This window comes from Providencia burhodogranariea DSM 19968 (assembly GCF_000314855.2).
Taxonomy (GTDB): domain Bacteria; phylum Pseudomonadota; class Gammaproteobacteria; order Enterobacterales; family Enterobacteriaceae; genus Providencia; species Providencia burhodogranariea.
Genome location: NZ_KB233222.1, coordinates 2,247,738 through 2,270,596, shown reverse-complemented (window position 1 = coordinate 2,270,596; position 22,859 = coordinate 2,247,738). Strand labels below are relative to the sequence as shown.

The following is a 22,859-nucleotide window of genomic DNA, read 5'->3' as shown; positions in this document are numbered from 1 at the left end:
CATTTTGCCATTGGCTAGATAATTCGAGTCATCATCATATCTATGTTGACTCGAATATTATTGTAAGCCGTGAATAGGTAAAACGAATTATTTTGGCGATAGACATTCAAATAACTAGGGGGCTTTTCTTCATTAATTAATATGATTAATAAGAAAACGAATAATTAAATGAAAAAAAATGCATGTCTTTCCGCTGTTATCTTTTGTATGGGCTTATTATTAGCGGGAGTGGTGTCTGCAAAAACCGTTAATCCTGAATTGCGTATTGCAACGCCTTGGCCTGCACAAAATACCATTATCATGATGCTTGGGTATGGTGAACAAATTGTAGGTACTTCGATTATCGCAAAAAAAATCCCGCTTTTTCGGCAAATTTTGCCAAATATTGATCAAGTACCTGTCATTAGTATCAACAATCAGCTGAATCCTGAACAAATCTTAGCGTTACAAACTCAGCTTTTGTTTGTTGCTCAAGGAATGGAGGTACCTCAAATTGATTTACTTAAAAATGCGGGTGTCAAAGTGATTGCATATCCTGCAAATTCAATGCAGGGCATGGTTGATAGAGTGCTAGCGACAGCAAAAGAATTGGGGCCAGATGCGGAGCAAAAAGCATTAGCTTATCAACGTTATTTTAATCGTAATGTGATGATGGTTAATCAGAGATTAGCTGGGCTTAATGAGACTCAAAAACAATCTGTTTATCATAGTATGGGCAGTCCATTATTTACCTCTGGTCGACCATCGTTAAATCAGGATTGGATGGATTTATCAGGTGCTAATAATGTGGCGGAGAATTGGTTTTTAACTAAAAAAAATAACTCTGGAGAGGTATTACTGGAAACAATTATTACTGCAAATCCTAATGTGATTGTGGCGATGAATAAAGAAGATGCAGTAATGATGATGGAGTTTCCACAATGGAGAGAGATTAATGCTGTTAAAAATCATCGAGTGTATGTTAACCCAAAAGGAATGTTTTGGTGGTGCCGTGAAACTTCTGAAGAAGCATTGCAGTTTTTATGGTTAGCTCAAGTACTATATCCTGAACGCTTTGCCGATGTTGATATGAATAAGGAAACTACTGATTTTTATCGTCAATTTTTCGGTGTTGAATTAACGCCGGAGCAAGTAAATAAAATACTCAACCCTTAACCGGTTTTATTCAAACAAAATAAAGTACCCATTTATTGTTTTATTCAAACTACCCTAATTGTTGAGTTAGGGTTCTCATAATTCAAATGAATATTCATAATAAAATTTATGGGTGTATTAAAAAACTAACTTTTCAGAAATATTAGCTGATAAGACTCATTCCTTATTTGTTAACGCCTTAATGTTATGTTATCCAAGATATTTTATTTTGGATTCAACGTATGAATTAAGTTTTTTGAGCTATAAAAGATAATCATAATATTATCTTTTGGATGTAATTCATCACTATTTTGGTTTTTTATATATTGATTACTTTTAAATGATATCAACTGATAACTAATGAAACGAAACAAATAAATATCAATTAGTTATGGTTATTCTATTTTTATTTCTTGTAAACTATGACGAATAGCACACTTTTATAGCTTATTTAGATCTAACTCACAGATAGTGAAAACGTCTTTTGACATAAATTTAACGTATCACTAACATTCATCTTGTATACAAGATGTATTCAATATAAATACAAGACAAATAAACCTCTTTATTACCTAAAAAAGGGTATAGCTATGTCAATAAAAGAGACAACCATGGCTACAGTAAAAGAAAAAGCACCGCCAGGGCGTTTAAGGTGGGGATTAGCGATTATTTTCTTTGTTATTGGGCTAATCGCCTATATGGATCGCGCAAATTTATCGATTGTTGCCGAACATATGATGACAGATCTAGGGCTAAGTAAAGTTCAGTTTGGATTTCTAGGTGCATTATTTTCACTGGGTTATGCGTTAGCACAGATCCCAAGTGGTATTTTGGCCGAGCGTTTTGGCAGCCGAAGAGTTGTCACTATCAGTTTATATATATGGTCGGCATTTACCATACTCACCGTTGTTGCACCAACCTATATATGGCTTTGCATTGTCAGGTTTTTATTTGGTGTTGGAGAAGCGCCACTTTATCCATCAAACGCTGTTTTTAATAGCTGGTGGTTTAGACAAAACGAAAAAGCCAGAGCTGCTAGTTTTCTGCTTTCTGGTTCTTATTTTGGTCCAGTGATTGCGCCAACATTAACCGTTTTTATTATGATTACGTTAGGATGGCATGCCGTTTTTTGGATTTTTGGGGTTGTCGGTATTGTCATCGGTGCAATTTGGTACCTTGTGGCACGCAATAAACCTGAAGATCATCCTAATATTTCACAGTCTGAAATCGCACATATTCAAGAAGGGCGTTCATTTCAAGAAAGTTCCGTTGAATCAGTCAAAGCGCCATGGCGAATTTTTATGCAAGACCGTGCTTTCTGGGCGATTGGTATTCAATACTTCTTTGTTGGCTATATGACCACATTATTTATGATTTGGTTACCAACCTACTTACAAGAAGCTCAAGGTTTCTCATTAACCCACATGGGCATTGCTGCCAGTTTTCCATGGTTAGCCATTTGTATCGCGGTACTTAGTGCAGGAACAGTATCTGATTGGTTACTTAATAAAGGTTATTCTCAGTTGGTTGCTCGTGGATATGTGGCAATCATCGGTTTCATTTTATTCATTATTGGGATTTGTGGTGCAGCGACAACAGAGAGCGCCATTATGAGCGTTGCTTGGCTAACATTAGCACTAGGATCGCTTGGATTACCTGTCGTGACTTCATGGGCGATAGCGGCTGATAAAGGCAAACAATATGCAGGATCTGTCAGTAGCTGGATGAATTTATGGGGCAATTTGGGCGGTGTTATTTCCCCAATATTATGCGGTTGGTTAGCTCAAAATTTTGGTTGGAACGTCGCACTACTATTTAACATTATTCCTGTCTGTTTAGCTGTTATCTGTTGGTTTTTTATTCAACCAGATAAACCTTTAGCCGATACAAACCATTCTGTACTCAATTCTCATTAAAAGGATGAACTTATGTTTATATTAAATCAACGCATTGAAAATTATACACAAAATGACATTGAGCAATATCGTCAAATTTGCCCGTCTACTATAGGTCACATGACAGATTTCGGTTTTATTAAAAATTTGCGTCCACAAATTGATAACTGCCAGTTTATTGGAAATGCAGTGACGGTTCGTATACCACACATGGATTCTAGTGCAGTTCATAAAGTATTTGATATTGTTAAAGAAGGTGATGTCGTTTGCATTGATATGTCCGGTGATATCGACAGAGCATGCTGGGGTGAAATGGTTTCATATATGGCTCGTGAGAAAAAAATTGCGGGTGCTATTATTGATGGCTGTGTGACTGATATAAAAGCCTTACGTGAAATTGGTGTACCTGTTTTTGCTCGTAGAGTTAGCCCATTAACGACACGTATTTTAGGCATTGAAGGGGCTATTAATACCGCAGTTAATCTTGATGGCGTGACAGTTTTTCCAGGCGATTTGGTAATTGCTGATAATGACGGCATTTTTGTCGCAAATGAACAAACGTTAAATGAATATGCCAAACGAGCCTTACACGCGCAACACAGTGAAATTGCGATGAAACAGCGCATTGATGCTGGGGAAACGTTAGCTGCAATTTCTGGCGCCGCAAAATATTTCGAATAGGAATTCAATATGAAAATTGCAATTGCACAGTTAGTGAGTCATCACGATAAAAATCAGACATTAAATAAAGCGTGTTCTGCGATAGAAAAAGCCGCAGAAGGCGGTGCAGATTTAATTTTATTACCTGAAATGTATATGGCTTTTGTTTCGCCAGATAGTGGTATTAGTTATGCCGATATAGCGGAATCACTCGATGGCCCTTTTGTGCGTGGATTAGCAGCGAAAGCAAAAGAAATGGGTATTTATGTTGTTTGCGGAATGTATGAAAAAGCAGAAAATGATCCCAAAAGAGCATTCAACACAACAATTATGTTAAACCGACAAGGTGAGCTAGTATTCCATTACCAAAAAACACACCTTTATGATGCTTTTTCTTATCAGGAATCTCTGAACATTATTCAGAGTAATAATCCTTTAGTACCCGTGGAAACTGAGTTTGGTAAAATAGGTATTTTGGTTTGTTATGAATTACGTTTTCCTGAAGTGGCGAGAAAACTGACACTTGCGGGTGCTGATGTATTGTTAGTGCCAACAGCATGGGTGAGTGGGCCTTTAAAAGAAGAACATTATCAATCATTAGTTAAAGCGCGAGCACTCGAAAATACTATTCCAGTTTGCGCTTGTGACCAAACAGGTAATCTCTTTATTGGCCGAAGCCTTGTTTGTGATGCTCTTGGTGTCACGATAGCATCAGCAGGCTACGACGAAGCCGTATTCTTTGCTGATATTTCAATTGAACATACACATGAAACTCGACAAAAGTTACCGTGTATTCAAAATAGGCGTCCAGAGCTTTATTAAAAATAATTATATTAATTTTTAATATTTTCATCTTTATATATAAAATAATTCGAATTATCTGTAGTGATCGGATGATGTTATTTTTGCTAAACAAATTTTATGAGTGCAGGCAGAAATATTTAGCTGGTTGAGTGATACCAGCTGTATGCATCTTTAAGTATTATAAAGATATGAATATTGGAATGCTAAAAAACCTCATGTGTTATATGAGGTTTTTTGGTTTTTGTAATAAATTGCAGTGATATTTTTATTGGGGAGTTTATATAATGGCAAATGTGGTTAAATATCCAATATCAATAGTAACATGCCCATTCATAATTTACTGACACGTTATAAGTCATCGAATATTCTTCTGTACTGGTTTGGTTTATTACTTGTATACCAGTATTTTGATCTCTATACTCGTGGTACTTCAAGTTGCATGATTGTTGGCTAAATTCGGTTAGCCGAGCTACATAGTTTTCTATGCTCCCGCTTATCTTCCTTTGTCGCTTACATGCAAATCGAATTATTTAGAGTATATACTCAATAAGAATTGAATAAATGGCGTAACCGAAATGAAAGATAAAACACTAAGCCAACAAGCCTACGAAGCTATAAAAGCAAAAATTTTGGCAAAACAATTTGAAGAAGAAAGTTACACTTCTGAAAATATCCTTGTCAAAGAGTTGGGGATGAGTCGTACTCCTATCCGTGAAGCTTTGTACCAATTGCAGAATGAAGGGTTAGTTAAAATCATTCCTCGAAAAGGCGTATTTATTCAACGTTTATCTCTGAAAGAGACGCGGGATTATTACGATTTAAGACTAGCGATTGAAAACCATACATTAAAATTATTACGTGGTTACCTCACTGAAAACGATTTTGTGTTTTTACAAAAAATTATCGATGTGCAATTTGAGCTATTAGAAAGATCTAATTATCACGAGTGGGTTAAAGAGGATGAGCGTTTTCATCGTTATTTTTTATCGTTGCTCGATAACGCAGTTTTCTTAGATTTATCAACTAATATTCGCCAACGTGCTTATTTTGAACCCGATCCACTATATCGCAGTGATTACTATTTGGAATCCACGCGTCAGCATCAACAATTAATCGAACAATTAAAGGCAAAACAGTACGCTGAAGCAGAAGAAACATTGAATGAACATATCCTTCGCGGAAAACGTAATTTTGTTTAATTGGAGCGAACAATGAAAATTGACGATTTTATCGAAAAGCTCAAATCGATAAGATAAAAATTAACGTGACATGTCACATTTTTTATTGTTTTCTTTTAATATCAATTGGTTATTTTAAAATAGTTGTGTTGTTGAAGTAAAGTTTAGCGAGAATAAATGCAAGCGTAATTTAATACTGCCTGTAGTGGGACAGGCAGCAAAATAATTATTGATGGCGATCTTTAAGACGTTGAATAATGGTACTTAAATCTAAGTCTTGATCTTGCAATAACACCAGTAAGTGGTAAATCAAGTCAGCAGCTTCGTTGGTTAGTTCAGCTCGGTCATTGACGGTAGCAGCCAAGGCCGTTTCAACACCTTCCTCACCCACTTTTTGTGCAATGCGCTTGGTACCACTCGCATAAAGGCTTGCGGTATAAGAGCTTTTGGGATCTGCGGTTTTACGTGACTTGAGTAATGTCTCTAGTTCGAATAAGAAACCCCAGTCACTTTGTGCTGGTGCAAAACAGCTTTCAGTCCCATTGTGGCAAGTTGGCCCGACGGGCTGTACGAGAGCCAATAAAGTATCACTGTCACAATCCGGGTAGATATCAACTACGTTGAGGAAATTACCGGACGTTTCCCCTTTGGTCCATAAACGTTGTTTAGTTCTGGAAAAAAAAGTCACCTTGCGGCTTTCTAAGGTCGCTTGTAATGCTTCACGATTCATATAGCCTAGCATGAGTACATCACCTGAGGTGGCATGCTGGACGACGACGGGCATTAGTTCATCCACTTTTTCCCAAGCCAGTTGGTTACATTGTTCTGTCGTTAACATACTCTGATTTGAACTCCATTTTCTGCAAGGTATTGCTTTAATTCACCAATATTGATGATCTGCTTATGGAACACTGAAGCGGCTAATGCACCATCAACGCCAGCTTGGGTAAATGCATCAAGGAAATGCACTTGTTCACCCGCACCGCCAGAGGCAATTAATGGAACTTGGCAAACTTCACGAACTTTTTTAAGTTGTACCAGATCATAGCCTTGGCGTACACCATCTTGGTTCATCATATTTAAAACAATTTCACCAGCGCCACGTTGTTGAACTTCTTTAACCCAATCTAAGGTTTTCCAGCGAGTTTGTGTAGTACGTTTTTCATCACCAGTGAACTGATAAACTAAATAATCACCGGTTTCTGCATCGAACCAAGTATCGATACCAACAACGATACATTGCACACCAAAACGTTCTGCAAGGCGGCTGATCAGTGTTGGATCTGACAAGGCCGGTGAGTTGATAGAAATTTTGTCAGCACCAAATGATAGAATTTGCGCAGCATCGTCGACACTTTTAATGCCACCCGCGACACAAAATGGAATATCAATCACTTCAGCAACTTTTGACACCCAGCTTTTATCGACGACACGGCCATCAGACGATGCAGTAATATCATAAAAAACTAATTCGTCAGCACCTTCTTGGGCATAACGTTGAGCAAGAGGAACTATATCGCCAATGATTTCATGGTTGCGAAATTGAATGCCTTTAACCACTTGCCCATCACGAACATCTAAACAAGGAATTATGCGTTTTGCCAACATTCGATTGCCTCCGCAACAGTAAATTTACCTTCAAGTAATGCACGACCGACAATGACTCCTGCAGCACCAGATGCCGGGATTGCCGCTATATCATCCAGAGAGCCAATACCACCAGAAGCTTGAAACGCAATATCAGGATATTTTTGGCTGATTTCTTGGTATAAATTAACATTCGAGCCGGTCAATGTGCCGTCTTTAGAGATATCGGTACACAAAACATGTTTTAACCCGAAAGGTTGGTACATTTCAATGGCTTGCTCAAGAGAAAGATTTGAGTTTTCTTGCCATCCACTGATTGCAATCTCTTTGATGCCTTGCTCATTGATGCGTACATCTAGAGCTAGCACAATAGCGTTGCCACCGTATCGTTCAAACCAAGATTGAACTAATTCAGGTTGCTTTACGGCAGTTGAACCAATCACTACACGACTTGCACCAGCGTCAAGTAATGCTTTAACATCTTCTTCTGTGCGGATACCACCGCCAACCTGTACTGGAACAGAAACACCCGCTAATAATTTTTTAAGTAATGGGATTTGGCGTTTTTGTGGATCTTTGGCACCAGTTAAATCAACTAAGTGCAGTAACTTAGCACCTTCTTGTTCATATTGTTGCAAACGCGGTAGTGGGTCATTGCCATAAGCAGTTTGCTTGGCGTAATCGCCCTGGTGTAACCGAACAACGTTTCCATCAATTAAATCTAATGCAGGAATGATCATCTCAATTACATCTCCAAAAAGTTTTGGATCAGGCGAGATCCAGCTGCACCCGAACGTTCAGGGTGGAACTGAACGCCATAAAAATTATCTTTGCTCACCGCGCTGCTAAACTGATTTCCATATTGTGTGTGTGCAATGGTATTGGCTGAAATTGGCATTGCGTAGCTGTGCACAAAATAGAAATAAGCATCATCGCTAATGCCTCTAAATAAAGGGTGACCCGCTAAGGCTTGTACTTGATTCCAGCCGCTGTGCGGGACAGGTAAGCCATTGGCATTCATTTTTTCAATGGGGCTATCAATGAGATTAAGTAAAGTGATCGGGGTTTCCCCTTCTTCGCTAACACTTCCCATTAATTGCATTCCTAAGCAAATGCCTAAAACGGGTTGAGTTAACGCCTTGATTAAAGGCACCAGTTCACGTTCGTGAAGCTTTTCCATGGCCGCGCTAGCAGTACCGACACCCGGCAGAAAAACTTTATCTGCTTGCAAAATAGTATTGGTATCACGGCTGATTTGCGGATTATAGCCTAAGCGTTTCACGGCATAAGCTACTGATGCTAAATTGGCACAACCCGTATCAAGGATGATAACGTTCATTAGAGAACCCCTTTTGAGCTAGGTAGAGTATCCCCTTCGACACGGATAGCTTGGCGCAGTGTACGGCCAAAGACTTTGAATAAGCTTTCCGCTTTGTGGTGATCGTTTTTACCCTTAGTTTTGAGGTGTAGTGTGCAGCCCATTGCATAAGAGAGTGAGCTGAAAAAGTGTTCAATCATTTCAGTGCTCAAATCGCCAACGCGCTGATATTTAAATTCTGCTTTATATTCAAGGTGTGGGCGACCTGAAATATCTAATGCACAGCGAGCTTGGCATTCATCCATAGGAAGCACAAATCCAAAGCGTGCAATACCACGTTTATCACCTAGCGCTATTCTCAATGCTTCCCCAAGTGCTAACCCTGTATCTTCAACTGAGTGATGATCGTCAATAAATAAATCGCCTTTAACGTCGACATTTAAACGGAAGCCACCGTGGGTTGCGATTTGATCAAGCATATGATCAAAGAAGCCAACGCCAGTATTGATTACACTACCACCTTCACGATCTAGCCAAACTTCCACTTGGATATGGGTTTCTTTGGTGACTCGCTCAACCAGTGCGTGGCGGTCACGCTTGGTGAGTTTATCCGTAATAGCAACCCAATCGAACGACTCAGGACAATAACGTAAGCCTTGAATACCCATATTTTCAGCTAGTTGTAGGTCAGTTTCACGGTCACCAATCACATAGCTGTTGGCGAGATCCAACTTGCCTTCTGTGAGATAGTTTTCAACCAATCCTAATTTAGGCTTACGGCAAGTGCAGTTATCAGCGGGTTTATGAGGGCAGATTAATACTTCATCAAAATTGATGCCTTGTGATTCAAATATTTGCATCATTAAGTTATGAGGTGGCTCGAAGTCAGCGGTCGGGAAGCTGTCAGTCCCTAAGCCATCTTGGTTAGTTACCATCACTAAACGATAATTTGCTTTTTGTAATGCCAGTAAACTTGGAATAACGGCTTTTTCAAAGGCTAATTTGTTGAGGCTATCGACCTGAAAATCAGTTGGCGGCTCAGTAATTAATGTACCATCACGGTCAATAAAAAGTATTTTTTGGCTCATGAGTATTTCCTATTTTCAGGGTTAGCAAAGTGCTTCGATAGCTTCAATAACACGGACGTTCTCGATTTCAGTTCCAATCGTGATCCGCAGGCAATTAGTCAGTCCCGGTTGCTTACTTTGATCACGTAAAATAATGCCTTGATCCCACAACGCTTTAAAGACTTTATTGCCATCAGTAAAGCGAACTAAAATGTAGTTAGTCTCACTTGGATACACTTTTTCGACAACAGATAATTCATTTAAAGCTTCAAACAGCGCAATACGGCTTTCCGTAATGGTAGCAACACGATGTTTCATTGTCGCAATCCCATCCATATCCAACGCTTTAGCGGCAATCATAGCCACGGGTGTAGATAATGGGTAAGGTGCAATGACTTTCAGCAATACTTCAATAATTTCAGCAGAAGCTAAAGCAAAGCCACAACGTAGGCCTGCCAATGCAAATGCTTTAGATAACGTTCTTAATATGACAAGATGTGGGTAATTAACTAACCAACTTGCAACGCTGTATTGTGGGCAAAATTCTATATAAGCTTCGTCAATCACAACGAGTGCAAGGCCTGCCGCCATTTCTAATACTTCAACAAGATCTTTATTATCAATAATATTGCCCGTTGGATTATTTGGGCTACAAATATAGATCAGTTTGGTATTGGATAAGTTTTCACGAATGGACTCGATGTTGAGAGACCAGTCAGACAGTGCTGCAATTTTTTTCTGCTCAACGCCAAAAGCTTCAGCGCTCACACTATACATACCGTAAGTAGGTGGGCAGAACATAACGGCATCTTTACCGGGTTCGCAAAATGCACGAATTAATAGTTCGATAGATTCGTCAGCACCGCGGCACACCAAAACTTGTTCAGGCGCAACACCTGCATAGGCAGCATAATTAAGAATAACATCTTTTGGTTGGCATTCAGGATAGCGGTTTAGGTTATGCTCATTGAACTGATATTCAGGTGCAATAGGATATTCATTGGCATTCAACCAAACATCCCCATTTCCACCTAAACGGCGAGCTGACATATATGGCGTCATCTCTTTGACATTTTTACGCGCAAGGCTAGCAGCATTAAAAGTTTTGCTCATGGCTTACTCCTGATTTTGTTTTCTTAGTTCGTTAACTCGTAATGTAACGGCATTTTTATGAGCAGTAAGCCTTTCTGCTTGCGCTAATGTTTCAATGGTAGTCGCGAGTCCTAATAACCCTTGCGCTGAAAGCTTTTGAACGGTCATTCGTTTCATGAAATCGGCAAGGCCAAGACTTGAATAGGTTGAGGTATAACCATAAGTCGGTAATACATGGTTAGTGCCTGATGCATAATCGCCAGCAGATTCAGGTGACCAATCCCCCACGAAAATAGAGCCAGCACTGATGATCCTATCCACGAGATCATCTGCATTACGTGTTTGCAAGATCAAATGCTCAGGGCCATAGCGATTACTGATTTCAACGCATTGGTCAATAGAGTCAGCAATAATCACTCGACTTGAGTTAAGCGCCTCTCTGGCAATATCTGCACGAGAAAGTTCAGCAAGTTGTTTTTCCGTCTCGTTGATAACACGCTGAGCAAAATCTTGATTATCAGTCAGTAAAATAACTTGCGAATCAGGGCCATGCTCAGCCTGAGAAAGTAAATCAGCAGCCGTAAATGCGGGGTTAGCTAAGCTGTCGGCAATAACCAAAACTTCAGATGGACCCGCAGGCATGTCAATTGCAGCACCTTCATGACTTTGGCTTACTTGGCGCTTAGCTTCTGTTACATATGCATTACCCGGCCCAAAAATCTTATCTACAGCAGGAATGCTTTCAGTACCAAATGCCATTGCTGCAATTGCTTGTGCACCGCCTACTTGGAATATTTCACTAATACCGCACAATTTTGCCGCATATAAAATTTCATCTGCGATTGGTGGTGGTGAACACAAAATAATTTTACGGCAGCCTGCGATATTGGCAGGAGTTCCTAGCATCATCACGGTTGATAGTAATGGCGCAGAACCGCCTGGTATATATAAACCGACAGCATCAATCGGGCGAGTCACTTGCTGACAAACTACACCTGGCTGAGTCTCAACGCTAATCACTGTTGGTTTTTGTGCTTCATGAAAACGGCGAATATTGCCAATTGCCGTATTCATTGCAGTCTTAATATCATCACCAAGACGTGATTCAGCTTGTTCAACAGCGTCTTGAGCGATACGGATGGTGGAAATGGTCGTTTTGTCAAAGCGTTGACTAAACTCAATCAGCGCACTGTCACCTTGTGTTTGTACTTGCTCAATAATTTGCCTTACGGTAACACCGATGCTCGCAGATGCTGCGATAGCAGGGCGTGTTAGTAACGCGTTTTGTTCAGCAGCACTGCATGTTGACCAGCGAATAGGTTGGTTAAATCCCATTTCCATCATGCTTACTCCATCATTTTTTCAATTGGTAGAACTAAAATGGAACTTGCACCCAATGCTTTGAGTTTTTCCATTGTTTCCCAGAACAGGGTTTCACTACTGACCATGTGCATTGCAACGCGGTTTTGGTCACCCGCTAATGGTAGAAGTGTTGGTCTTTCGGCGCCCGGAAGTAGAGCGATAATCTCTTCTAAGCATTCGCTTGGTGCGTGCAGCATGATGTATTTGGATTCACGTGCTTGGATAACACCTTGAATACGCGTCATCATGCGGTCGATAAGCTGTTGCTTATCAGCAGACATTTCACCATCACGTTGAATTAAACAGGCTTTTGAGCGATAGATAACTTCAACTTCTTTCAGCCCGTTAGCTTCTAGTGTTGCACCTGTTGAAACAAGGTCACAAATGGCATCGGCAAGACCTGCACGCGGGGCAACTTCAACTGAACCGTTTAACAAGCAAGATTTGAATTGAATACCTTTCTCATCGAAGTAACGCTTTAGCAGGTGTGGATAGGAGGTGGCAATACGAGAACCATTTAAGCACTCTGCGCCTGTATAGTTAAAGTCAAGAGGGGCCGCGAGAGAAAGACGACAGCCGCCAAAGTCAAGGCGACGTAATGTTTTATAGGATGCATTGTCGCCTTGTGCTTGACGGTTTAATAACTCTTCTTCAAGCACGTTTTCACCAATAATTCCTAAGTCAACAACGCCATCCATTACGAGTCCTGGGATATCGTCATCACGTACACGAAGTAAATCAATAGGCATATTTTCTGCATAAGCAATCAGTCGCTGTTGTTGTAAATTGATTTTAATTCCGCAACGCGCTAGCAGTTCTCTTGATTCATCGCTCAGTCGACCAGATTTTTGAATTGCAATTCTTAAACGTGATTTGTCTAACATATGTTTACCCTGTCTATTCGGTTATATCTTTTTGATTAATCATAAAAAAACCCTCGGAAGATAATCTTCCGAGGGTTTTCTCTATTTCGCATTTCTGCCACCGGAAGAGTCGTTGATCGTCTTCCAGCACACATCGCCCAAAAGACTAATCAGGATGATGGTGATGATGATGGTTGCGTGAAATACGAGTCATAGTAGTTTCCGTTTTAGTTATTTAGTGATGCTATAAGTTGCTTAAACATTCATTACTCAACAAACTATCCGATTTCGCCCCCATAATGCAACTCTTTTTTTAAATAAGCGATAATAATTATATACCCTGATCATCTTAACATTGTTTAGAACACGGTTTAAAAGGTGAAAACCACTCAGTTAACTCAAATTATTTTGTGCCACTATTGAGTGGAGAGTATTAAATTAAGGTAAAACATACTCAACAGAACCTAATATGCTCGGAAATCAAACTATTTTCAGTTAACCTAATGAGCAATTAAGGCTGTTGCTTGACATGAAGAGATGAGAAATGAAAAAAGTTGCGATTGTTGGATTAGGTTGGCTAGGTTTACCATTAGCCAGAGCATTGTTGTCTGATGATATCGAAGTAACAGGAACTAAAACGACACCAGATGGCATTGCGGCTGCTCGCGCTATGGGAATTGATTGTTACTCTTTACAACTTACCCCTGAGTTAATATGCGATGCTGATGATTTGCAGCAATTACTAGATGGCACTGATGCTTTAATCGTTTTACTGCCACCTTCAAAGATTAATGTTGCTGATTATATTGATGCTGTTCAGCAGCTGGTTGATACCGCATTAGTATTTCATGTTCCACGAGTGATCTTCACTTCATCAACATCGGTTTATGGTAGTGCAAGTGGTGAAATTGATGAAAATAGTGATTTACAGGCAGAAACCGCTTCTGCGCAGGCATTAATCAAGGTTGAAAATTGGTTACATGATTTGCCGAATATTTCTGTCGATATTTTACGATTAGCTGGATTAGTGGGTAATAATCGCCATGCTGGGCGTTTTCTTGCAGGAAAAAAATCACTGAAAGGGGCTACTCAGCCAGTAAACATTGTCCATCAAGATGATGTCATTGAGGCGATCAGGCTATTGCTTAAACAGCCTCAAGGTGGTCATGTTTATAATCTTTGTGCACCAGAACATCCAACGCGAGCCAATTTTTATCGCCAAGCGACACAATCATTAAATCTTGAGTTGCCTGAATTTGCAAAAGAAGGCGAAGGGGTTGCGGGAAAAGAAGTGAATGGAAATTGTATTTGTGAAGAGCTTGGGTTTGAATATCAATATCCAAACCCAATAGATATGCCAATGAGCCTATAATTATTTAAGTGGGATCATGACAATCTTTTGAAATGCAGGACGTGTTTTAAGTTGTTCATACCAACGCTCTAAATTGTGAAATGCAGGGCGTTCGGTAGCGATTTCGCGCCAAGGATAGAACAGTGGTGCAATAGCAATGTCAGCAATACCAAATTTTTGACCGCTAAAATAAGCTTGTGCTGCAAGCGCGTCATCTGCGATTTTAAGTAGTTTCTCAATATTTTGATATATTGTACGAACAACCTCAGGATCACGTTCGTTAACAGGAACACGCACAATTTTATTCATCATTTGTTTGATATTATCGAATAAACTGCTGCCTCCCCAGTCTATCCACTTATCGGCAGCGGCTCTTTCTTGGATATCTTGAGACAATAATAAGTGAGAATGATCAAACTTTTCCGTAAGGTAACGTAAAATGGTATTCGATTCCCACAGGGTAAAGTGATCATCCTGTAAAGTTGGGATTGTGCTGTTTGGATTCATTTTCTTGTATTCAGGTGTATCAAGCCCACCAAAAGGGCCACCAACATCTTTTTGCGCATATGCCACGTTCAGCTCTTCAAGGCACCAAAGGACTTTTTTGACATTTGACGAATTTGTACGACCCCATACAGTTAACATAATTTTCCTCATAATTTCATTTTTGAGTTATTTAGCGAGATAAAGATAGATGAAATTGTATGATAGGAACAATCTTTATTTGTTGTTGATAGTCTCTTAGGGTAAAAAGTCCTATATTAATAATGAATTAACCGTTTGAGTATTTGTAAAGGAGTAACCGATGAATAGAAAAATTTTAACTTTAAAGGCTCGATATCTTGGAACTGGATTGGGCCTTTTAGTGGCTGTGAGTAGTTGCGTTTACGCAGCAGAGACACCGGTTGCTCCACAAATTGACGCAAAAGCCTTCGTCCTGATGGATTATGATAGTGGCAAAATTTTAGCGTCTAGCAATCCTGACGAGCGTTTAGATCCGGCAAGCCTAACCAAAATTATGACGAGTTATGTGATTGGGCAAGCGATTAAAGCAGGTAAAATTACGCCTCAGGATATGGTTACTGTTGGTGTTGATGCATGGGCAACAGGCAACCCTGTGCTAAAAGGCTCATCCTTGATGTTTTTAAAGCCGAAAGATCGTGTTTCAGTTTTAGATTTAAATAAAGGGATTGTGATTCAATCTGGTAATGATGCCAGTATTGCACTGGCTGATTATGTCGCAGGAAGCCAAGATTCTTTCGTTAGTTTGATGAATCAATATGTTCAACAAATTGGTTTGAAAAATACCCATTTTAAAACTGTGCATGGTTTAGACTCTGATGGTCAATATAGCACCGCGCGTGATATGGCTATTTTGACACAAGCAATGATCCACGATGTTCCTGATGAATACATCTTACATAAAGAAAAAGAGTTTACCTTTAATAAAATTCGTCAGCCTAACCGTAATCGTCTATTGTGGAATGAAAACCTGAAAGTAGATGGCGTAAAAACAGGACATACCAGTGGGGCAGGCCATAATTTAGTCGCCTCTGCGACTGATGGCCCAATGCGCTTAATTTCTGTTGTTTTAGGTGCCCCAAGTGACCGAGTACGTTTTTCTGAAAGTGAAAAGTTATTAACTTGGGGATTTCGTTTCTTTGAAACGATCACGCCAATCAAAGCAGATCAAACTTTGCAAACACAAAGGGTGTGGTTTGGTGATAAATCTGAGGTGGCACTAGGCGTTGAAAAGGATGCAGCGGTGACCATACCGAAAGGTCAACTACAGAACTTAAAAGTCAGCTATGAACTGACCAATCCTTCGCTTGAAGCCCCATTAGCAAAAAATCAAGTGGTTGGTACTGTAAACTTTATTTTAAATGATGAGGTTGTTGAGCAACGTCCACTTGTTGTGAAAGATGAAGTCGCAGAAGCAGGCTTTTTTGGTCGTATTTGGGATTATATTGCTAAAATGGTAAGTGGCTGGTGGAGTGCTATTTTTGGTTAATAAAAAATAGATATCTAATATTATTAAAAAAGGCGCATAAGAAGCGCCTTTTTTTAATAATATAAAAATACTCTTAAAAATACATTATATTTTACAGATAAACTTCAATTGCAATATTTTCATTTTACTTTAATAATTAAATATATCATTTGGTGTTTAATCATTTCTAAATAATCATTTGTTGAAATGATGTTCATTTAATTGATATATGATGTTGAGTTAATAAACGGATTTAATTTGTGTATTTAATATGGAGAATGATATTTATGGCTATGACTTTAGAAGAAAAAAAAGCAGAATTAGCAGCAAAAACAACAACCCAAGGCATTGGTGAAAATAAGGTATTAGGCGGGAATGCAATTAATCGTGGGCATAATCGAGGTGTTATTGAAGGTGGTTTGGCTTATGATGGTGGATTAGGTAATGGTATTACTCAAGGTGGTAAAGCAATAAATAATAACTTGAATGAAGATACCGTAGCAGGTGGATCCGTTATAAACCATGGTGCTAATAATGGTGGTATTGGTGGCGGAGATGGTATTAACGATGGTATAAACAAAAATACCCTTTTAGGTGGTTCTGTTGATAATAATTTAGGTTCTGTTAATAAATCAGATTCTTTTATTAAGGGCGGTGATGCAATTAGGGAAATACAGCGATGCGTTGAAAGCTATGAAGGCTTTCAAATTCAATTAAAAGAAATGCAAGAAGATTATGCAAAAATAAAAAGCCAAATTGAAATTGGTCAAATAGAAGGACACGAAATATCACATGCCGAACAACAACAATTAGGTAAATTATTAAAAGAAAAAAATGATGAAATTAATAGGTTGAATGATAATATAAAAAACAATCTTAATGAAATTGAAAAAATCACTACTGAATCATTAGAAAAAGATACTATAGTTAACGTTATAAAAGCAGATTTAGAAAAAGTCATTAATCAAAAAAATGAACTTATGACTCGTTTGTCCGAAGTTGAAATTAAAAAAGAAAATGCGTTCAGTCGTATTGAAAAATTAAAAGAAACTATCGAGCAAAAAAATAAGCAATTATCCGATTATCAAAAGAAAATTGAAGGGGATAGTGTAAATAAGGATGAACTAAATAAAAAAATATCAACATTACAAAGTGAATTGAAAAGTAAAGAAGCTGATTTAGTTAACAATCAAAATTTAATTGATAGAAGAGAAAAAACAATTTCTAAACTCAATAGCCAAATTTTGACAATTGAAGTTGAATATAATCAAAAACAAGATGAACTAAGATTACAATTGAAAGAAGTTATGGATCAGATCACTACCTTAGCTAAGGAAGGTAAAGATAAACTCTCTGATTCTGCAACTGCTACAGTCGGTACCACAATAACGGCGACAACAGTAGAAACAATCACTTCGATTGATGACTCTCAATCTTCAACATCTGCAATATCTTCGAACTCCTCAACAGTTAATGGTGGAAACGTTCAAAATACAGGCACTAACTCAGGCTTGATAAAAGCAGGAGATAGTAATAGTCAATCAATTATTATGAATACTGAAATTAATATTGATAAAGGGCATGCTGCTGATATCGTCGCAAGTAATTTAGTTGAATCAATGAGCGGAATGGTGAGTAAAGCTGAAGGTGTTGTCAGTGATGTTATTGGTTCGGTGGAAAAAAATACGAAAAGTGTTGTCGTGTTTGCCCAAAATAACTCGACTCAAGTAGTTTGTTAATCATTCATTATTAGATAAATAGAGGCCTATATTTTGTAGGCCTCTTTATTGATGATGCGCCTTGATTGGTGCTGTCTGTTGACTGTGGTGGTTAACAGATGACTCGGAGGTGAAAGTCCTCTACACGTCTGATAAGGGGAAGTGTTAGCTGAACGACAAGGGTGTTCATCGCGAGGTGAAATCTGAAGGAAGCTGAAAGTAAAATGCAGGTCTGACGAACAGGAAGCGGTTTAGGCGGCACAGTGGGGTAAGGCGGCCATTATCGTCAACGCCCAATACTTATACGGAACCGGAACCGTACGTACGGTGGTGTGAGAGGACGACGGGAGTGATCCCGTCTCCTACTCGATCAAGACATGGTAAAAGAAGATAAATTAATCGCAGTGCGCAAGCTTAATCGCTAAGCCACCTTGCGAAGTCTCTCGGTATTTTGAATTAATATCTTTACCTGTTTCGTACATTGTTTCGATAACTTTATCGAGGCACACACGAGGATCACTGACGCGACGCAATGCCATTCGAGCAGCATTGACAGCTTTCACAGCAGCGATAGCATTACGTTCAATACAAGGCACCTGAACTTGCCCACCTACGGGGTCACAGGTTAAACCAAGATTATGTTCCATGGCAATTTCAGCCGCAATACAGACCTGTTCAGGGCTACCACCCATCAACTCTGCAAGACCAGCAGCAGCCATAGAACATGCAACACCGACTTCACCTTGGCAGCCAACTTCTGCACCTGAGATAGAAGCATTCATCTTATATAGTGTTCCTATCACACCCGACACCATAAAATAGCGGGTATAAGAGTTTTCATTAACAGGGCGAATGAACTTGTCATAGTAGGCCAAAACTGCTGGTACAATACCGCAAGCACCATTAGTCGGTGCAGTGACAACACGGCCACCGGCTGCATTTTCTTCATTTACGGCCAATGCGTACATATTGATCCAGTCAATCACGACCATTGGGTCAGTGTTGGTGTTATCACTAGTAACGAGCTGGCGGCGTAAAGCTGCGGCACGGCGAGGAACACGCAATGGTCCTGGTAATAAGCCTTCAGTTGTGACACCGCGTTCAATACCCGCTTTCATCACATTCCATACATTAGATAAATATTGATGGATTTCGTGTTTGCTGTGTAAGGCAAGTTCATTTTGCATCACTAAAGCAGAAAGAGATAAACCAGTTTCTTTACAGTGTCTTTGTAGATCAGCGGCATATTGATATGGATAAGGAACTTGCACGGATTGATCATTTGATTGACCAAAATGTTCTTCATCGACAATAAACCCACCACCAATTGAGTAATACGTTTTTATGTAGATAATTTCATCTGAATTAAATGCAGTAATGGTCATGCCATTTTCGTGTAAAGGCAAATTAGTTGAATGAAAGTTCATTCCACCTTTAATAGGGAAATCAACTTCATGTTGACCATCGGCAAGTAATAATTTACCACTTTGTTCAACATGACGAATAAAAGCAGGAATTGCATCAATGTCGACAATGTCAGGCAAATTACCTGCAAGGCCCATAATAATGGCAATGTCAGTCGCATGTCCTTTACCTGTTAGTGATAAAGAACCATAAACATCAACAGTGATTCGTGTGGTTGATAAGAGTAAATTCTGTTGAATTAAATCTTCAACAAATTGCTTACCCGCTTTCATCGGGCCAACGGTGTGGGAGCTAGAGGGGCCGATACCAATTTTGAAGATATCAAATACGCTAATCATATTCAGCGCTTCCTATATTAGGTAGGTCTTTAATTTTATAGGCGTGTTATGCCGTGTGCTCCGGCATCTTAGTGAGGGAGGGGAGTGTCCGCCGGAGTGGAGCACTACCCCGATAAAATTTAATTAAAAGAAAAGCTTATAGACTGCCGCAGAGATAGCGACTAGGCCCATAATAACGACAAATCCATTGCTTAATTTATGAGCGTATTTACGCATTGCAGGCACTTTGCTAATAGCATAAACCGGCATCAAGAACAGAATGATAGCGATAACTGGGCCACCAAGGCTTTCAATGATATCTAACACGCTTGGGTTCAGTGTAGCAACCAACCAAGTAGTGACTAACATGAAAATTGCAGTACCACGATTTAATTTACGGACATCAATGGTTTTACCTTTTGAACGGTAAGCTCGTTCTACCAAGCCATTGAAACCTTCACGAGCGCCTAAGTAATGACCAAGGAATGATTTAATTATAGCAACAAAAGCGATAATTGCTGCAGCAAACTTGATGAAAGGCTGATCAAAGTATCCTGAAAGATAGTCAAGAATACTGATATTGTCATGTTTGGCTTGAGCAAGGTCAGCTGATGAAAGTGTAAAAACACAGCTAATCACAAAGAACATTACTGTTAGCACCATTAAAATGTGTGCAGATGCTAAGATGCGTGAACATTTTTTCTCAGCTTGATCGCCATATTCTTCACGTTTAGCAACAGAGAATGCAGAGATGATTGGTGAATGGTTAAAAGCAAACACCATGACTGGGATGGTTAACCAGATAGTTACCCAAATACTTTGTCCGCCAGAATATTTCGCTGCTTCAGCAATACCGTCTAGGGTTAATGTATCTAGTACAGCTCCATTCCAATATGGGATCATATATAAAGAAAACGCAACCAGAACGGCAATGAATGGGAATACCAGCATGCTCATGACTTTGACAATATATTTTTCGCCAAATGAGACAATTGCCATGATCCCACCAACAAGAATTAATGCCAGTAACCAGCGTGGTGGTGCAGCAAAGCCCATCAATTCAGTCAGAAATTTATTCACATTATTGGTGATAGAGACACCATAAACTAGCAGAATTGGATAGATGGCAAAGAAATAGAGCAGTGTGATCCAGTTACCAGCGGTGCGACCAAAGTGCTCTTCAACTACTTCAGTAATATCACCATCAGGCTTTGAGCCAGATAATACAAACCGGGTTAACCCACGGTGAGCAAAGAATGTCATTGGGAAGGCTAGTACCAACATCAGTAGAACAGGAACTAATCCACTTAATCCCGCATTTATCGGTAAAAATAAAACACCAGCACCGATAGCTGTACCATATAAACCAAGCATCCATACTGTGTCAGTTTTACGCCAAGTGCGAGAATCTGTAGTTTGTGAGGCTGTTTTACTGATGGAATCAACTTTTGTTGTATCCATAATAGTCTCCGAAATAAAAGTCAAAAAATAAGCATTCTGTATGAGAAATAAACCGCATACATGTTTTTAATCTTTTGGTACGAACAAATTATCGCCAAATATAAAGTGCAGTTTTTTGTTTCTACGTAACAATCTGATTGGAAATAAAAATAGAATTTAAAGTAAAATTATTTTCAATCAGTTTTATTACATCTAAATTAGATAACCCGATTTTGAGGGTGCAAATGTACAGATTTCCAGTGGAAATCACTGTGATCATACTCCCAAAAGCGAAAAATGTCCTAATTATTGATATTTGTCGATTTTTATAAAAATGTTAATATATTTAGCTTAAGGTTAATTAAAATGAGAGTGCTGGAAGTGTAAGAGAATAATTAACTCCATATGGTTATGAATAAATTTATATTGAGATAGAAATTTATTATTATATTAATAATTTATTTGATTTTAATTTCATATTATTAATTTAATCTAATTTTAGAAAAAAAACAATTGAGATAATATCATTTGATCTTGAGGTTTTCATTGTATCCATATGATATTTAATGAAATAAATAATGCGCACTAAGTAGTTTCGCATGCAACTAATAATGACTTGTAGTATTACTATATTTTCAATACATTAATAAATTATGAGGCTGCTAAGTAGAAAATGAATTAGTTATTTTTCGTCGCGAAAAATAATGAATAAACGTAACAAAATATTTGTTAATAATTTGTTGCATTAATCTGTGTTTCATTTGGATGTTTTGGGATTCAAGGAATAAAAAATAAAACGAAATATTGATTCAACTCAAATTTAAATGAGTAGAGTACTGGCGAAAATAACGCCAGTACTGATGGTTTGAGCTATTTCTAACCTATATTATGTTGCTATCAGATAAATATGATTGCAAAGTTTTCTACTTTAGGCACAGAATTACCGATAACTCACAAGTTATTTTTATCGATAGCAGCCCTTAATCTAAGTTATTTAGAATATGTTAGGCTTGGAGCCAACCTTTACGAATTAAAACAGCAAAAACGCGGTGGTAAAGGTGAGTTAAAGGTGCTTGGATTTTATGACCAACAATGGCCCAAGCGATTTGAGCTAAGCCGCAGGCGATAATACCTAAAATAAAAGCACCAACCATATCTAATGGCCAGTGAACACCAAGATAGATACGTGACCAAGCAATCATAATTGCAGGAACTAGCATCAATAAACCAACCCAAGTTCTTAACCAGAACAAGAATGCAAATACAAAGGTAAAGACAATAGTGCCGTGGTTACTTGGAAAAGATGAGGTAGGGTTATGGTCGAGGAAATTGGTGCCAATTCCTACAATGAAAGGGCGATCATGCGGGGCGACTATACCAATTAGCCATGAAATAGCTAAACCAATGACTAATGCAAAAGCTGTTTTACAAACAAACGCTCTCTGACGAGTCATATCCGGTTTTGCTCCCCAAAACCAGCATGCGGCAGTAAATAAGGGAAAAAGTAATATTAAGCGCTTAGCTATCACAGTGGCTATTGCGATAGTGCCACTTGCAGACTCTGGGGTCGCGTTGATGAGATTGAAAAGATCAAGATTAAGTTGTTCCAGCACAGCAAAGTACCTCGGGAAATAGTGATTGTGAAGACTCTGGAGCAA

20 protein-coding genes and 1 other annotated feature are annotated in these 22,859 nt (G+C 38.8%); of the genes, 8 read left to right on the top strand and 12 right to left on the bottom strand.

All coding sequences use genetic code 11. From position 1 onward, the window contains the following. Positions 1–168: 168 nt before the first annotated feature. From OOA_RS09675 to OOA_RS09655, 5 genes are all read left to right on the top strand, one after another. Positions 169–1,155: an ABC transporter substrate-binding protein gene (locus tag OOA_RS09675; protein ID WP_008911970.1), complete on the top strand. Its 987-nt coding sequence runs from the start codon at positions 169–171 to the stop codon at positions 1,153–1,155. A 569-nt stretch (positions 1,156–1,724) separates the two neighbouring features. Further along, a complete protein-coding gene (locus tag OOA_RS09670; RefSeq protein ID WP_008911969.1) occupies positions 1,725–3,050 on the top strand; it encodes an MFS transporter in 1,326 nt (441 codons plus the stop codon). Between the two features lie 12 nt (positions 3,051–3,062). Then, entirely contained in the window at positions 3,063–3,710 is a 648-nt protein-coding gene (locus tag OOA_RS09665) for an RraA family protein (protein WP_008911968.1), read from the top strand. A gap of 9 nt (positions 3,711–3,719) precedes the next feature. Beyond that, on the top strand, positions 3,720–4,511 hold the full coding sequence (locus tag OOA_RS09660; protein ID WP_008911967.1) for a carbon-nitrogen hydrolase family protein: 792 nt from the start codon (positions 3,720–3,722) through the stop codon (positions 4,509–4,511). Between the two features lie 557 nt (positions 4,512–5,068). Then, positions 5,069–5,692: a GntR family transcriptional regulator gene (locus tag OOA_RS09655; protein ID WP_008911966.1), complete on the top strand. Its 624-nt coding sequence runs from the start codon at positions 5,069–5,071 to the stop codon at positions 5,690–5,692. A 205-nt stretch (positions 5,693–5,897) separates the two neighbouring features. On the opposite strand, the gene hisIE is transcribed toward OOA_RS09655, so the two are convergent. Genes hisIE through hisG form a run of 8 tightly spaced genes read right to left on the bottom strand, consistent with a single transcriptional unit; the run spans position 5,898 to position 12,981 of the window. Beyond that, on the bottom strand, positions 5,898–6,509 hold the full coding sequence (gene hisIE, locus OOA_RS09650; protein WP_008911965.1) for a bifunctional phosphoribosyl-AMP cyclohydrolase/phosphoribosyl-ATP diphosphatase HisIE: 612 nt from the start codon (positions 6,507–6,509) through the stop codon (positions 5,898–5,900). Then, a complete protein-coding gene (hisF, locus tag OOA_RS09645; RefSeq protein ID WP_008911964.1) occupies positions 6,503–7,279 on the bottom strand; it encodes an imidazole glycerol phosphate synthase subunit HisF in 777 nt (258 codons plus the stop codon). The genes hisIE and hisF overlap by 7 nt, the downstream gene beginning before the upstream one ends. Continuing rightward, on the bottom strand, positions 7,261–7,998 hold the full coding sequence (gene hisA / locus OOA_RS09640) for a 1-(5-phosphoribosyl)-5-[(5-phosphoribosylamino)methylideneamino]imidazole-4-carboxamide isomerase (RefSeq protein WP_008911963.1): 738 nt from the start codon (positions 7,996–7,998) through the stop codon (positions 7,261–7,263). The genes hisF and hisA overlap by 19 nt, the downstream gene beginning before the upstream one ends. 5 nt (positions 7,999–8,003) lie before the next feature. After that, the gene (gene hisH / locus OOA_RS09635; RefSeq protein WP_008911962.1) at positions 8,004–8,597 is read right to left on the bottom strand and encodes an imidazole glycerol phosphate synthase subunit HisH; all 594 of its coding nucleotides are present in this window, start codon (positions 8,595–8,597) and stop codon (positions 8,004–8,006) included. Beyond that, the gene (gene hisB / locus OOA_RS09630) at positions 8,597–9,664 is read right to left on the bottom strand and encodes a bifunctional histidinol-phosphatase/imidazoleglycerol-phosphate dehydratase HisB (protein ID WP_008911961.1); all 1,068 of its coding nucleotides are present in this window, start codon (positions 9,662–9,664) and stop codon (positions 8,597–8,599) included. Before hisB ends, hisH begins: the two co-directional genes overlap by 1 nt. A 21-nt stretch (positions 9,665–9,685) precedes the next feature. Next, positions 9,686–10,756, bottom strand: a complete 1,071-nt coding sequence (gene hisC / locus OOA_RS09625) for a histidinol-phosphate transaminase (RefSeq protein WP_008911960.1) — start codon at positions 10,754–10,756, stop codon at positions 9,686–9,688. A 3-nt stretch (positions 10,757–10,759) separates the two neighbouring features. Continuing rightward, a complete protein-coding gene (gene hisD / locus OOA_RS09620) occupies positions 10,760–12,079 on the bottom strand; it encodes a histidinol dehydrogenase (protein ID WP_419177160.1) in 1,320 nt (439 codons plus the stop codon). Positions 12,080–12,081: 2 nt separating this feature from the next. Beyond that, complete coding sequence (gene hisG / locus OOA_RS09615; protein WP_008911958.1) at positions 12,082–12,981, bottom strand: ATP phosphoribosyltransferase; 900 nt, start codon at positions 12,979–12,981, stop codon at positions 12,082–12,084. Positions 12,982–13,022: 41 nt separating this feature from the next. After that, positions 13,023–13,151: a sequence feature (His leader region), on the bottom strand. Between the two features lie 353 nt (positions 13,152–13,504). Between hisG and OOA_RS09610 the strand changes: the two genes are divergently transcribed. Continuing rightward, on the top strand, positions 13,505–14,332 hold the full coding sequence (locus OOA_RS09610; protein WP_008911957.1) for an SDR family oxidoreductase: 828 nt from the start codon (positions 13,505–13,507) through the stop codon (positions 14,330–14,332). Here OOA_RS09610 and OOA_RS09605 read toward each other — a convergent pair whose 3' ends face one another. Further along, on the bottom strand, positions 14,333–14,956 hold the full coding sequence (locus OOA_RS09605) for a glutathione S-transferase family protein (protein WP_008911956.1): 624 nt from the start codon (positions 14,954–14,956) through the stop codon (positions 14,333–14,335). A gap of 160 nt (positions 14,957–15,116) precedes the next feature. Here OOA_RS09605 and OOA_RS09600 point away from each other — a divergent pair, with 160 nt between their 5' ends. Together OOA_RS09600 and OOA_RS09595 are read left to right on the top strand one after the other, a co-directional pair. Then, positions 15,117–16,322 (top strand): serine hydrolase, encoded by a 1,206-nt coding sequence (locus OOA_RS09600; RefSeq protein WP_008911955.1) that lies wholly within the window; start codon positions 15,117–15,119, stop codon positions 16,320–16,322. A 266-nt stretch (positions 16,323–16,588) separates the two neighbouring features. Beyond that, the gene (locus tag OOA_RS09595; protein WP_008911954.1) at positions 16,589–18,040 is read left to right on the top strand and encodes a hypothetical protein; all 1,452 of its coding nucleotides are present in this window, start codon (positions 16,589–16,591) and stop codon (positions 18,038–18,040) included. 374 nt (positions 18,041–18,414) lie between these two features. On the opposite strand, the gene OOA_RS09590 is transcribed toward OOA_RS09595, so the two are convergent. The 3 genes from OOA_RS09590 to ybjG form a co-directional block, all read right to left on the bottom strand. Then, positions 18,415–19,782, bottom strand: a complete 1,368-nt coding sequence (locus tag OOA_RS09590; protein WP_008911953.1) for an L-serine ammonia-lyase — start codon at positions 19,780–19,782, stop codon at positions 18,415–18,417. Positions 19,783–19,905: 123 nt separating this feature from the next. Then, positions 19,906–21,222, bottom strand: a complete 1,317-nt coding sequence (locus OOA_RS09585) for a serine/threonine transporter (protein WP_008911952.1) — start codon at positions 21,220–21,222, stop codon at positions 19,906–19,908. Positions 21,223–22,205: 983 nt separating this feature from the next. After that, positions 22,206–22,814: an undecaprenyl-diphosphate phosphatase gene (gene ybjG, locus OOA_RS09580; protein ID WP_008911951.1), complete on the bottom strand. Its 609-nt coding sequence runs from the start codon at positions 22,812–22,814 to the stop codon at positions 22,206–22,208. Positions 22,815–22,859: the final 45 nt, after the last annotated feature.